Annotated in this window: 11 protein-coding genes and 1 tRNA gene; all 12 read right to left on the minus strand. The window is 54.0% G+C overall.

Translation table 11 applies throughout. The features are described from left to right. Positions 1 to 36 precede the first annotated feature (36 nt). The 12 genes from mtr to L383_RS08325 all read right to left on the minus strand — a co-directional run bounded on the left by mtr (position 37) and on the right by L383_RS08325 (position 13,720). On the minus strand, positions 37 to 1,281 hold the full coding sequence (gene mtr, locus L383_RS08375; protein ID WP_023331390.1) for a tryptophan permease: 1,245 nt from the start codon (positions 1,279 to 1,281) through the stop codon (positions 37 to 39). Positions 1,282 to 1,423: 142 nt separating this feature from the next. Further along, on the minus strand, positions 1,424 to 3,319 hold the full coding sequence (locus L383_RS08370) for a DEAD/DEAH family ATP-dependent RNA helicase (protein ID WP_014885369.1): 1,896 nt from the start codon (positions 3,317 to 3,319) through the stop codon (positions 1,424 to 1,426). Further along, entirely contained in the window at positions 3,312 to 3,392 is an 81-nt protein-coding gene (gene yrbN, locus L383_RS25970) for a protein YrbN (protein WP_097397692.1), read from the minus strand. The genes L383_RS08370 and yrbN overlap by 8 nt, the downstream gene beginning before the upstream one ends. A gap of 107 nt (positions 3,393 to 3,499) precedes the next feature. Continuing rightward, on the minus strand, positions 3,500 to 4,384 hold the full coding sequence (nlpI, locus tag L383_RS08365; RefSeq protein ID WP_013098912.1) for a lipoprotein NlpI: 885 nt from the start codon (positions 4,382 to 4,384) through the stop codon (positions 3,500 to 3,502). Positions 4,385 to 4,493: 109 nt separating this feature from the next. Further along, positions 4,494 to 6,632 (minus strand): polyribonucleotide nucleotidyltransferase, encoded by a 2,139-nt coding sequence (gene pnp, locus L383_RS08360; protein ID WP_023331391.1) that lies wholly within the window; start codon positions 6,630 to 6,632, stop codon positions 4,494 to 4,496. Positions 6,633 to 6,874: 242 nt separating this feature from the next. Then, positions 6,875 to 7,144, minus strand: coding sequence for a 30S ribosomal protein S15 (gene rpsO / locus L383_RS08355; protein ID WP_003861789.1), 270 nt, complete (start codon positions 7,142 to 7,144; stop codon positions 6,875 to 6,877). Positions 7,145 to 7,298: 154 nt separating this feature from the next. Further along, positions 7,299 to 8,249: a tRNA pseudouridine(55) synthase TruB gene (truB, locus tag L383_RS08350; protein ID WP_023331393.1), complete on the minus strand. Its 951-nt coding sequence runs from the start codon at positions 8,247 to 8,249 to the stop codon at positions 7,299 to 7,301. Then, a complete protein-coding gene (gene rbfA / locus L383_RS08345; protein ID WP_014885372.1) occupies positions 8,249 to 8,653 on the minus strand; it encodes a 30S ribosome-binding factor RbfA in 405 nt (134 codons plus the stop codon). Before rbfA ends, truB begins: the two co-directional genes overlap by 1 nt. 87 nt (positions 8,654 to 8,740) lie before the next feature. Beyond that, on the minus strand, positions 8,741 to 11,428 hold the full coding sequence (gene infB, locus L383_RS08340) for a translation initiation factor IF-2 (protein WP_014885373.1): 2,688 nt from the start codon (positions 11,426 to 11,428) through the stop codon (positions 8,741 to 8,743). A 24-nt stretch (positions 11,429 to 11,452) separates the two neighbouring features. Further along, positions 11,453 to 12,955, minus strand: coding sequence for a transcription termination factor NusA (nusA, locus tag L383_RS08335; RefSeq protein ID WP_023331394.1), 1,503 nt, complete (start codon positions 12,953 to 12,955; stop codon positions 11,453 to 11,455). Positions 12,956 to 12,983: 28 nt separating this feature from the next. Beyond that, a complete protein-coding gene (rimP, locus tag L383_RS08330) occupies positions 12,984 to 13,436 on the minus strand; it encodes a ribosome maturation factor RimP (RefSeq protein WP_014833432.1) in 453 nt (150 codons plus the stop codon). Between the two features lie 207 nt (positions 13,437 to 13,643). Beyond that, positions 13,644 to 13,720: transfer RNA gene (locus L383_RS08325), tRNA-Met, on the minus strand. Positions 13,721 to 13,946 lie beyond the last annotated feature (226 nt).

A 13,946-nucleotide genomic window follows, 5' to 3' on the forward strand; every position in this document is an offset into this window, starting at 1 on the left:
GGAGAGGGTCGGGGTGAGGGGGGCAAGCCGCACGTTTTACTGGTATACCGGCAACAGATTAAAGCTCGACAGCACGTGAACCACCGCGTTACCCACCCCAAATACCAGGATCAGTGCAATCATCGGTTTGCCACCCCAGACGCGGAATTTAGGGCTACCGAAGCGTTTACGTGATTTACGCGCCAGCAGCGCCGGCACAATCGCCGCCCAGATGGTTGCCGCCAGACCCGCATAGCCGATGGCGTACAGGAAACCGTTCGGCCACAGCAGCCCCCCCGCAACGGGCGGCAGGAACGTCAGCAGCGCCGTTTTGAAACGTCCCATCGCGGAATCATCAAAGCCAAACAGATCCGCCAGGTAGTCAAACAGACCCAGCGTCACGCCGAGGAAAGAGCTCGCCACGGCAAAGTTGGAGAAGATCACCAGCAGCAGATCCAGGCTACGGCTGTTCAGCACGCCGCTCAACGCCTGAACCAGCACATCAATGTTACCGCCCTTCTGCGCAATATCGATGAACGCCGGGCGCGGGATGTTGCCCATCGTACCCAGCAGCCAAATTACATACAGGCCCAGCGCCAGCAGCGTACCGTAGACCAGACACTTCACGATGGTGCGTGGATCTTTGCCGTAGTACTTCATCAGGCTCGGCACGTTACCGTGGTAGCCAAACGATGCCAGACAGAACGGCAGCGTCATCAGCAGGTACGGGGTGTAGGAAGTATTCACTTCCGCGACATTAAACAGCGTGGCGGGCGTGACGTGCCCCAGCAGGCTACCGAAGGTCAGGAAGAAGGTGATGACCTTGGCGCCCAACACAATCGCCGTCATGCGGCTCACCGCTTTGGTACTCATCCAGACGATAAAGGCCACGCCCAGAGCAAAACACAGACCCGCCAGACGCGCCGGAACGTTTAGCGACATCTCAGCAAAGGTGTGGTGCAGTATCGAACCGCTCGCGGAAATGTACGCGTAGGTCAGAATGTAGAGCACAAACGCGATGGAAAGCCCGTTTACCAGGTTCCAGCCCTTGCCCAGCAGATCTTTGGTGATGGTGTCGAAGCTGGAGCCAATGCGGTAGTTGAGGTTCGCCTCAAGGATCATCAGCCCGGAATGGAGCATACAGAACCAGGTAAAGACCAGCGCCGCCAGCGACCAGAAGAACCACGCACCGGACATGACCACAGGCAGGGAAAACATCCCGGCACCTATAATGGTTCCGCCGATGATCACCACGCCGCCAAGCAGCGAAGGTGACGTTTGGGTGGTGGTTAGTGTCGCCATACAGCCTTTTCTCCAGTCAATTATGCGGTTCTGCATTTTAGTGTGACGCACTGTACCAGTACAAGAGTACAAAGGGAATAAAAAAAGCCCCGATAGCATTTATCGGGGCTGTATATTTTACTTTACGTCAGAAGCGTAAGGCTTACGCGTCACCGAAACGACGACGGCTGGTGCCTTCTTCACGACGTGGGCCACGGTTTTCGCGGCGCTCGCCGGAGAAACGACGACCTTCACCACCGCGACCTTCTGTGCGACCGCCTTCACGACGCTCGCCGCCGAAACTGCGACCACCGCCACGACGTTCGCCGCCACGGTCAGGACGTGGCTGAGCATCGCCCAGCAGCTGCATGTTCATCGGCTTGTTCAGGATGCGGGTGCGAGTAAAGTGCTGCAGTACTTCACCCGGCATACCTTTTGGCAGCTCGATGGTAGAGTGGGATGCGAACAGCTTGATGTTACCGATGTAACGGCTGCTGATGTCGCCTTCGTTAGCGATAGCGCCAACGATGTGACGAACTTCAACACCATCATCACGGCCCACTTCAATGCGGTACAGTTCCATATCGCCCGCTTCACGGCGTTCACGACGTGGACGGTCTTCACCACCACGCTCTGGACGGTCACCACGTGGGCCACGATCGTTACGGTCGCCACGACGTTCAAAGCGATCGTCACGGTCACGGAATTCACGCTTAGGACGCATTGGCGCATCAGGTGGCACGATCAGAGTACGTTCGCCCTGCGCCATTTTCAGCAGTGCCGCAGCCAGGGTTTCCATGTCCAGCTCTTCGCCTTCAGCCGTAGGCTGAATCTGCGACAGCAGTGCACGGTACTGATCCAGATCGCTGCTTTCCAGCTGCTGCTGTACTTTCGCGGCGAATTTTTCCAGACGGCGTTTGCCCAGCAGTTCTGCGTTTGGCAGTTCAGCTTCTGGAATAGTCAGCTTCATGGTGCGTTCGATGTTACGCAGCAGACGACGCTCGCGGTTCTCAACGAACAGCAGCGCACGGCCCGCACGACCCGCACGACCGGTACGGCCGATACGGTGAACGTAAGACTCGGAATCCATCGGGATGTCGTAGTTAACAACCAGGCTGATACGCTCAACGTCCAGACCACGTGCTGCCACGTCGGTTGCAATCAGGATATCCAGACGACCGTCTTTCAGGCGCTCCAGCGTCTGCTCACGCAGAGCCTGGTTCATGTCACCGTTCAGTGCTGCGCTGTTGTAGCCGTTACGCTCCAGCGCTTCAGCCACTTCCAGGGTCGCGTTTTTGGTACGCACGAAGATAATCGCCGCATCAAAATCTTCCGCTTCCAGGAAACGTACCAGCGCTTCGTTTTTGCGCATGCCGTACACAGACCAGTAGCTCTGGCTGATGTCCGGGCGAGTGGTGACGCTGGACTGAATACGCACTTCCTGAGGATCTTTCATGAAGCGTTTGGTGATACGACGAATCGCTTCTGGCATGGTAGCAGAGAACAGCGCGGTCTGATGACCTTCTGGGATCTGCGCCATGATGGTTTCGACGTCTTCGATGAAGCCCATACGCAGCATTTCATCTGCTTCGTCCAGTACCAGACCGCTCAGTTTAGAGAGATCCAGCGTACCGCGCTTCAGGTGATCCAGCAGACGGCCCGGCGTACCGACAACAATCTGTGGGCCCTGGCGCAGGGCGCGTAACTGCACGTCATAACGCTGGCCACCGTAAAGGGCTACCACGTTTACGCCGCGCATATGTTTAGAGAATTCCGTCATGGCTTCAGCAACCTGAACAGCCAGTTCACGGGTTGGAGCCAGGACAAGGATCTGCGGTGCACGCAGGTCCGGATCGATGTTGTTCAGCAGCGGCAGCGAGAACGCTGCAGTTTTACCGCTACCAGTCTGGGCCATGCCCAGCACGTCACGACCAGAAAGCAGGTGTGGGATACACTCAGCCTGGATCGGAGATGGTTTTTCGTAACCCAGATCGTTAAGGGCTTCAAGGATAGGAGCCTTCAGGCCCAGATCTGCAAAAGTGGTTTCGAATTCAGCCATGTAGTACAAGTGCCTCGATATTAATGGCGGCCAGTCTACTTAGCTCATCGTGAAAATGATTAGCAATTTTCATTGAAAAGTGTGAACCGGCTCAAAGTAGGTGTATTGACGAACAACAACGCCCTCACCAGTTAAGGTGATGGCAATCAAAAGATTACGGGCTGATGTTTATGTCGTCAGCTATTGCTGGTCCGATTCTGCCAGGTCGTCTTGCTCCTGGCCCAAGAGCGATAATTCCAACAATGCATAACGGTGCTCAACGAAATTGTGTACGTTGTTAGCAACCGCTAATTTGAACAGTGCCGTAGCGCTGTCCTTATCCCCCAGACTTAGGTAGTACTTACCTAAATAGAAGTTGGTTTCACTGAGATGCTCAGCGAGCGAGGTGTTATCCGTTGCGTCCGCCTTGAGGCGTTCCATCAGCGTTGCTTCGCTAATGTTGCCCAGGTAGAACTCGACAATGTTCCATCCCCACTGTTCCTTGTCCGATTTATCGAAGCGCTGTTTCAGGGCCTCTTTTGCCTGCTTCTCATCGAGCTTCTGCTCAACGATGTAAAGCCACAGGCTACGGAAAGGATCATTAGGATCGTCTTGATAAAACGCCAGCAGATCATCTTGCGCTAACTTATCACGACCGCCGTAGTACAATGCGATACCGCGATTCAAGTGCGCGTAGTTGTAAGTTGGATCAAGCTCAAGTACAGAATCAAACGCTTCATAGGCAGCATCAAAATTGCCTGCCTGCGTTAAATAAATGCCTAAGTAATTGAATACTTCAGGCATATCAGGTCGGATAGCCAGCGCTTGTGAAAAATCATTTCGCGCCAATGCCCTCAGACCGAGACTATCATACAACACTCCGCGCTCATATAAAAGCTGTGCGCGTTCGTCATCGGTTAAAGCCCGACTGGCAAGAATTTGTTCCATGCGTGCCAGAATCACTTCCTGCTGCAAAGTCGGTTGCAATGGCACTGCGAGGACTTCGCTCTTACGCCAGGCAGAGTTGCTGCATCCTGCCAGCGTTAAAGCTGTCGCAACGAAACACCAGCGCAAAAAAGGCTTCATTTCCCACTCCCGAAGACAACTATTGGATGAACGTCCTGTCCCCCGGCGGCTTAACAAGGCGTCCTGCCTGATACCAGGCCCTCCGCAATGCGGAGGGCAAATGGCAACCTTACTCGCCTTGCTGTTCAGCAGCCGGAGTTTCCGGCGCCGCAGCAGGCTGAGACTGCTCGGTTGCTTCTTTAATGCTCAGACGGATACGGCCCTGGCGGTCAACTTCCAGAACTTTAACCGGTACTTCCTGACCCATCTGCAGGTAATCGGTCACTTTCTCAACGCGCTTGTCAGCGATCTGAGAGATGTGAACCAGACCTTCTTTACCGCCACCGATGGCAACGAACGCGCCAAAGTCAACGATACGGGTCACTTTACCGTTGTAGATACGGCCCACTTCGATTTCAGCGGTGATCTCTTCGATACGACGGATAGCGAATTTCGCTTTCTCGCCGTCGGTTGCTGCGATCTTCACAGTACCGTCATCTTCGATTTCGATGGTGGTGCCCGTCTCTTCGGTCAGCGCACGGATTACGGAACCGCCCTTACCGATAACATCTTTGATCTTGTCTGGATTGATCTTGATGGTGTGGATACGTGGAGCGAACTGAGAAATGTCGCCACGCGGCGCGTTAATCGCCTGTTCCATCACGCCCAGGATGTGCAGACGCGCACCTTTAGCCTGGTTCAGAGCAACCTGCATGATCTCTTTGGTGATACCTTCAATTTTGATATCCATCTGCAGTGCAGAGATACCGTCGCGGGAACCCGCCACTTTGAAGTCCATATCGCCGAGGTGATCTTCGTCACCCAGAATGTCAGACAGAACTACGAAGTTGTCGCCTTCTTTCACCAGGCCCATTGCGATACCCGCAACAGCGGCTTTGATCGGCACGCCTGCATCCATCAGTGCCAGAGAAGCACCACATACGGAAGCCATGGAAGAAGAACCGTTAGATTCGGTGATTTCAGACACCACACGAACGGTGTACGGGAATTTGTCAGCTTCTGGCATCACGGCCAGCACGCCGCGCTTCGCCAGACGACCGTGACCAATTTCACGACGCTTCGGCGAGCCAACCATGCCGGTTTCCCCTACGGAGTACGGAGGGAAGTTGTAGTGGAACAGGAAGTTGTCAGTGCGCTCGCCCATCAATTCGTCGATGATCTGTGCGTCACGAGCGGTACCCAGGGTCGCGGTGACCAGGGCCTGCGTTTCACCACGGGTAAACAGTGCGGAACCGTGAGTACGTGGCAGTACGCCAGTACGCACATCCAGACCACGGATCATGTCTTTTTCACGGCCATCAATACGCGGCTCGCCGGCCAGTACGCGGCTACGAACAACGTTTTTCTCGATAGCGTGCAGGATTTCGCCAATTTCGTTAGCGTCCAGCGTTTCGTCTTCAGCAACCAGGGTCGCGGTCACTTCAGATTTGATCACATCAACCTGAGCATAGCGCTCCTGTTTGTCGGTGATGCGGTACGCGTCGCTCAGACGAGACTCTGCCAGTGCCGCAACACGTGCGTTCAGCGCGTCGTTTGCTGCTTCTGGCTGCCAGTCCCAACGTGGCTTACCGGCTTCTTTCACCAGGTCGTTGATGTTCTGGATAACGATCTGCTGCTGATCGTGGCCGAAGACCACTGCGCCCAGCATCTGGTCTTCGCTCAGCAGTTCTGCTTCGGATTCAACCATCAGAACCGCCGCTTCAGTACCGGCAACAACCAGGTCCAGCTTACTTTCTTTCAGCTCTTCCTGAGTTGGGTTCAGCACGTACTGGTCATTGATGTAACCCACGCGCGCGGCACCGATTGGGCCATTGAATGGAATACCAGACAGTGACAGGGCAGCAGATGCACCGATCATCGCAACGATGTCCGGGTTAACCTGTGGGTTAACGGAAACTACGGTTGCGATAACCTGTACTTCGTTAACGAAGCCTTCCGGGAACAGCGGACGAACCGGGCGGTCAATCAGCCGCGCGATCAGGGTTTCGCCTTCGCTTGGACGGCCTTCACGACGGAAGAAACCACCAGGGATTTTACCGGCAGCGTAGGTACGCTCCTGGTAGTTAACGGTCAGCGGGAAGAAGTCCTGACCTGGTTTAGCTTTTTTCTGGCCCACTACGGTGACGAACACCGCGGTGTCATCCATGCTTACCATAACGGCAGCAGTAGCCTGACGTGCCATCATGCCGGTTTCCAGCGTGACGGTATGTTGACCATACTGGAATTTACGAACGATCGGATTCAGCAAAATTCTGTCCTTTCTTAAATGTATGACAGCACACCACCGGCGTGCTGTCGATTTAACCCGACCTTCTTCGCATCCTCGCGACTAATGACAACCGACACCCCCATGGGTGAAGCCTCTCATTAGCCGCGCGAACCTCTGCAATGAAGATCATTTATAGCAACAATACAATAGTTTCCAGTGAATTGCTGCCGTCTGGTTGAAAAAAGGGGCCATCAGGCCCCCTTTTCTGAAACTCGCAAGACTTAGCGACGCAGACCCAGACGCTCGATCAGCGCGGTGTAACGTGCAACATCTTTACGTTTCAGGTAGTCGAGCAGTTTACGACGCTGAGAAACCATACGCAGCAGACCACGACGGCTGTGGTGATCTTTTTTGTGCTCTGCAAAGTGACCCTGCAGGTGGTTAATCTGTGCAGTCAGCAGAGCAACCTGAACTTCGGTAGAACCGCTGTCGTTAGTACCACGACCAAACTCAGAAACGATTTTAGCTTTAGCTTCAACGCTTAGAGACATTTTAAAACTCCAAAGTATAAAGAATGTAAGGGTGCCGATCTCTAATTCAGCGACCCCATGTACGCCTCGCAGATTGTTAAACAATTTACCAGGCGTTAAGCGGCAATATTCTACTCGTCTCCCCTGCTTATCGCAAGATGAGGCGTTATCACCGTCACGCGTCGACCGGATATTCGACGACCAGACGACGCGGCGCAACGCGCCCTTCACCATCCATTTCGCCCATTCCGATAAACTTACCGTCGTCACCTTCGGTCACGCGCACCAGCCCTTCCAGCGGAGCTTCCGCCGTGCGAACCGGGTTGCCGTTCTTAAAGTAAACGGACGATGTTAAAGGAAGATTAACCACCGGGAAGTCCGCTGCCGGACTGTCCATTGGCATCAGCAAGGGATCCAGCAACGATGCTGGCGCGATCCCCTGTACTTCCGCCTGTTCAACCAGCTCGCGCAGGTGCTCAAGCGTCACCATCCGCTCAACCGGGTACTTACTCACCGCCAGACGGCGCAGGTAGATAACATGCGCACCGCAGCCCAGTTTTTCACCGAGGTCGTCGATGATGGTGCGAATGTACGTCCCTTTGGAACAGTGCACTTCCAGCTCCAGCTCATCACCTTCGTGGCGAATAAAGAGCAGCTCATACACGGTTATCGGACGGGCTTCGCGCGGAACGTCAATGCCCTGACGCGCATATTCGTAGAGTTTCTTGCCCTGGTATTTCAGGGCGGAATACATCGACGGCACCTGCATCGTGTCCCCGCGGAAGCTCTCCAGTGCAGCGTCAAGCTGTTCAGCACTGAAGGTCACCGGACGTTCTTCCACGACCTGGCCATCCGCGTCGGAGGTATCCGTGCGCTGGCCGAGCTTCGCGATAACGCGGTAACGCTTATCGGAGTCGAGCAGATACTGGGAAAACTTTGTCGCCTCTCCCAGACAGATCGGCAGCATACCGGTCGCCAGCGGATCGAGCGCGCCGGTGTGGCCCGCCCGGTTGGCGTTATAAAGACGCTTCACTTTTTGCAGCACGTCGTTGCTGGATGCCCCCTGCGGTTTGTCCAGCAGCAGCACGCCATGCACGTCGCGACCACGACGACGAGGACGACTCATTAGTCCTCCTTGCTGTCGTCCGTCGGGTTAACACGACGTTCGTCGTCATGTTTCACCACGCTGGTCACCAGATTGGACATGCGCATACCTTCTACCAGCGAGTTGTCGTAGAAGAAGGTCAGCTCAGGCACGATACGCAGACGCATCGCTTTGCCGAGCAGAGAGCGGATAAACCCGGAGGCTTCCTGCAGCGCTTTAATGCCGTTCTTCACGGCCGCTTCGTCCTGATCGTTCAGGAAGGTGACGAACACTTTGGCGTAGGCCAGGTCACGGGACATTTCCACGCCGGACACGGTGGTCATCACGCCGATGCGAGGGTCTTTAATTTCGCGTTGCAGGATAAGCGCGATCTCTTTTTGCATTTCCTGCGCCACGCGCTGTGGGCGACCAAATTCTTTCGCCATAATAAATTCTCCAGACAAAAAAGGGGCTTAAGCCCCTTTTGAAATAATTGCCGGATGGCGCTTCGCTAACCCGGCCTACGATCTCAATTAATCGATGCTGCGTTGGATCTCGATGATTTCGAACACTTCGATCATATCGCCAACGCGTACGTCGTTGTAGTTCTTCACACCGATACCACATTCCATGCCGTTACGGACTTCGTTAACGTCATCTTTGAAGCGGCGCAGAGATTCCAGCTCACCTTCGTAGATAACCACGTTGTCACGCAGTACGCGGATTGGGTTGTGACGCTTGATGGTACCTTCGGTAACCATACAGCCCGCGATCGCACCGAATTTCGGTGATTTGAACACGTCACGCACTTCAGCCAGACCGATGATCTGCTGTTTCAGCTCAGGAGACAGCATGCCGCTCATCGCCGCTTTCACTTCGTCGATCAGGTTATAGATGACGGAGTAGTAGCGCAGATCCAGGCTTTCCGCTTCGATCACGCGGCGAGCAGAAGCATCAGCACGCACGTTGAAGCCTACCAGGATGGCGTTGGACGCAGCAGCCAGGGTCGCGTCGGTTTCGGTGATACCACCTACGCCAGAACCGATGATCTTCACTTTCACTTCGTCGGTAGACAGTTTCAGCAAGGAGTCGGAGATCGCTTCCACAGAACCCTGAACGTCAGCTTTCAGCACAACGTTCACTTCGTGAACTTCACCCTCGGTCATGTTGGCAAACATGTTCTCGAGTTTAGATTTCTGCTGACGAGCCAGTTTAACTTCACGGAATTTGCCCTGACGATACAGTGCCACTTCACGCGCTTTCTTCTCGTCACGCACGACGGTCACTTCGTCACCGGCAGCCGGCACACCGGACAGACCGAGGATTTCAACTGGAATGGACGGACCCGCTTCCAGCACTTCCTGACCCAGTTCGTTACGCATCGCACGAACACGACCGTATTCGAAGCCACACAGAACGATATCGCCCTTAAGCAGGGTACCTTCACGAACCAGAACGGTTGCAACCGGGCCACGACCTTTATCCAGGAAGGATTCGATCACCGCACCGCTCGCCATACCTTTACGCACGGCTTTCAGCTCCAGAACTTCAGCCTGCAGCAGGATAGCGTTCAGAAGGTCGTCAATACCGGTACCCGCTTTAGCAGATACTGGGATGAACTGTGCTTCACCGCCCCACTCTTCCGGCATAACGCCATACTGAGACAGTTCGTTTTTAACACGGTCCAGATCGGCTTCTGGCTTATCGATTTTGTTGACTGCAACAACCAGAGGCACCTGCGCCGCTTTCGCGTGCTGGATAGCTTCGATGGTTTGCGGCATTACGCCGTCGTCTGCAGCAACAACCAGCACAACGATATCCGTTGCCTGAGCACCACGAGCACGCATAGACGTAAACGCTGCGTGGCCTGGGGTATCCAGGAAGGTAATCATACCGTTGTCGGTTTCTACGTGGTAAGCACCGATGTGCTGGGTAATACCACCCGCTTCGCCAGAGGCAACTTTCGTAGAACGAATGTAGTCAAGCAGAGAGGTTTTACCGTGGTCAACGTGACCCATAATGGTCACAACCGGTGCACGCGGTTCAGCCGCAGCGCCAGTATCACGGTCGCTCATTACGGCTTCTTCCAGCTCGTTTTCACGACGCAGGATAACTTTGTGGCCCATCTCTTCGGCAACCAGCTGCGCGGTTTCCTGGTCGATAACCTGGTTGATGGTCGCCATTGCACCCAGCTTCATCATCGCTTTGATGACCTGAGAGCCTTTAACCGCCATCTTGTTCGCCAGTTCGCCAACGGTGATGGTTTCGCCGATCACGACGTCACGGTTAACAGCCTGAGCGGGCTTCTGGAAGCTCTGCTGCAGAGCGGAACCCTTACGCTTGCCACCTTTACCACCGCGAACAGCAGCGCGTGCTTCTTCACGATCGGCTTTGGATTCAGCGTGCTTGTTACCTTTCTTCGCAGGACGCGCAGCTTTTGCATTACGACCACGGCCACGGCCGCCTTCTACTTCACGGTCGTTGTCATCTTCAGCCTGACGTGCGTGCTGAGAAGTGGTGACGTGATAGTCGCTGGTGTCTTCAGTCGGTTCAACGGTATTCACACCGTTCTTCTCGTTTTCTTCTGCCATACGGCGTGCTTCTTCAGCGACGCGGCGAGCTTCTTCTTCGAGCTTGCGGCGTGCTTCTTCTTCGGCTTTACGCTTCAGTTCGGCAGCTTCATTTTCACGACGGGCTTTTTCAGCCTGGGCAGTTTTGGTCATTTCGTCTGTCTGTTGATTGCTCACTTTGTCTTTTTCCGCAGCGTCACGCTTCACTTTATCACTGGCGTCGCGTTTCGCTTTTTCTGCGGCCTCACGTTCAGCTTTTAATTCTGCCTCGCGTTTGGCGGCAGCTTCCGCCTCACGCTGAGCTTGTTCTTCCGCTTCACGCTGTGCCTGCTCTTCCGCGGCAAGGCGTTCTGCCTCTTGCGGATCACGTTTTACAAAGGTGCGCGTCTTGCGGACTTCAATTTGTACCGATTTACTTTTGCCACCGGTACCAGGAATATTCAACGTGCTGCGCGTTTTGCGCTGCAGCGTTAACTTGTCAGGCGTAGAACCGTGCTCACGGTTCAGGTGCGTTAACAAGGTTTGTTTTTCTTGCGCGGTCACCGAGTCATCAGCGGACTTCGGGATCCCTGCATCAGCAAATTGCTGTACCAGGCGGTCCACGGAGGTCTGAATCTCAGCAGCCAGCGATTTTACAGTTACATCAGTCATGCTGTTCCTTCCTGCTACAGTTTATTACGCTTCGTCGCCGAACCAGCAAATATTACGTGCGGCCATGATGAGTTCGCCGGCTTTCTCGTCGGTTAAACCTTCGATATCAGCCAGGTCATCAACGCCTTGCTCAGCGAGATCTTCCAGCGTACAAACACCACGGGCAGCCAGCTTGAACGCAATCGCACGATCAAGACCTTCCAGATTCAGCAGGTCATCAGCCGGCTTCTTATCGCCAAGGCTTTCTGCCTGAGCCAGTGCCAGGGTGGTCAGTGCGTTTTTAGCGCGTTCACCCAGGGCTTCAACGGTTGGTTCATCCAGACCGTCAATTTCCAGCAGCTCTTTCATTGGCACATAGGCCAGTTCTTCCAGCGTAGAGAAACCTTCCTCAACCAGAACAGTGGCGAAATCTTCGTCAATGTCGAGGTATTTGGTGAAGGTATCGATCGCCGCATGGGCTTCAGCCTGATGCTTGGCCTGCAGGTCGTCAACGGTCATTACGTTGAGTTCCCAGCCGCTCAGCTGTGACGCCAGACGTACGTTCTGACCGTTACGGCCAATCGCCTGCGCCAGGTTGCCCGCTTCAACAGCGATATCCATGGTGTGTTTGTCTTCGTCAACAACGATAGACGCCACATCTGCCGGAGCCATTGCGTTGATCACGAATTGCGCCGGGTTGTCATCCCACAGAACGATATCAATACGTTCGCCACCCAGCTCGGTAGACACCGCCTGAACACGCGCACCACGCATACCAACGCAAGCACCGACCGGGTCGATACGCTTGTCGTTCGTTTTCACCGCAATTTTCGCACGGGAGCCCGGATCGCGAGCCGCCGCTTTGATTTCGATGACTTCTTCACCGATTTCCGGTACTTCGATACGGAACAGTTCAACCAGCATTTCCGGTTTAGAACGGGTCACGAACAGTTGAGCACCACGCGCTTCAGGACGCACGGCGTACAGCACACCACGGATACGGTCGCCCGGGCGGAAGTTTTCACGCGGCAGCATGTCTTCACGCAGGATCACCGCTTCAGCGTTACCCGGCATCCCTTCGGATTTGATCTCCAGAGAGATGTTGTCGCGGTTTACTTTCTTCACCACGCCGGTAATGATTTCGCCTTCCTGATCGCGGAACTGGTCAACCACCAGTGCGCGCTCGGCTTCGCGCACTTTCTGCACGATAACCTGTTTCGCGGTCTGGGTAGTGATACGGTCAAAGGTGACAGATTCAATCTGATCTTCAACGTAGTCACCCACGTTCAGACTTTCGTCTTCAAAACGTGCCGCTTCCAGCGTGATCTCTTTGGTCGGCTGGGTCACTTCTTCAACAATTACCCAACGACGGAATGTATCGAAGTCACCGCTTTTACGATCGATTTCTACGCGAACATCGATCTCTTGTTCGTATTTTTTCTTGGTTGCTGTAGCCAGTGCACTTTCCAGCGCTTCGAAAATCTTCTCACGCGGCAGTGATTTCTCGTTGGAGACGGCTTCAACAACAGCCAAAATTTCTTTGTTCATCGCGGGCTTTTCACCTCAATCCAGACTGTTAAAAGTGGGGAACCAGGTTCGCCTTCTGGATATTACTCAGCGCGAACACTTCATCTTTGCCTTCGACTGTCACCGTGATCATTTCACCATCAACGGCTTTGATAATTCCCTGCCATTTACGGCGGTTCTGTACGGCCATACGCAGAACGAGAGCCACTTCTTCACCGGTAAAGCGCACATAGTGCTCGGCCGTGAACATCGGACGATCGAGGCCAGGTGAGGAAACTTCCAGGTTGTACGCAACGGTAATTGGGTCTTCAACATCAAGAACCGCACTCACCTGGTGGCTGACATCAGCACAATCATCAACATTGATGCCATCTTCACTATCAATATAGATGCGCAGCGTCGATGTACGGCCGCGAACGAATTCGATGCCGACCAGTTCGTAGCCCAGTGCTTCGACCGGTGCAGTAATCATCTCTGTTAATTTTTGCTCTAATGTGGACAAGCCCACCCCCAAGACATAAAAAAAGGGCGTAAAGCCCAGTTATTCTTTAGTCAGATAACAAAAAACCCCGATAAATCGGGGCTTTAGATAACTGAACCCTATAGCCACAACTGTGGCCTGGAGCACTCTCCGAAAGAATTTTTTCAAATCCAGCTACGAAGGCTCTGAGTCTTCACAGTATATTTGAAAAAGAACTTTATGGGAAAGTGGTTGCGGGGGCCGGATTTGAACCGACGACCTTCGGGTTATGAGCCCGACGAGCTACCAGGCTGCTCCACCCCGCGCCTGAAACGTGGCAAATTCTACGCGTTTTGGACAGAATTTGCAAATAATGCTGGGATTTGGTACCGAAGACGGGACGTAAAATCGGCGTTTAGTATATTGATAGTTGACCCCACCTGTCAACCCAACTTCCATCAGACGAAACAGACCAAATTTTTTACAAAAAACGCACGAGTCTCTTCCGGTATTCGATAAAAGATGATTAAATGAATACTCACTTATTTTGCA

It is taken from the genome of Enterobacter sp. MGH 37 (genome assembly GCF_000534515.1).
Taxonomy (GTDB): Bacteria; Pseudomonadota; Gammaproteobacteria; order Enterobacterales; family Enterobacteriaceae; genus Enterobacter; species Enterobacter kobei.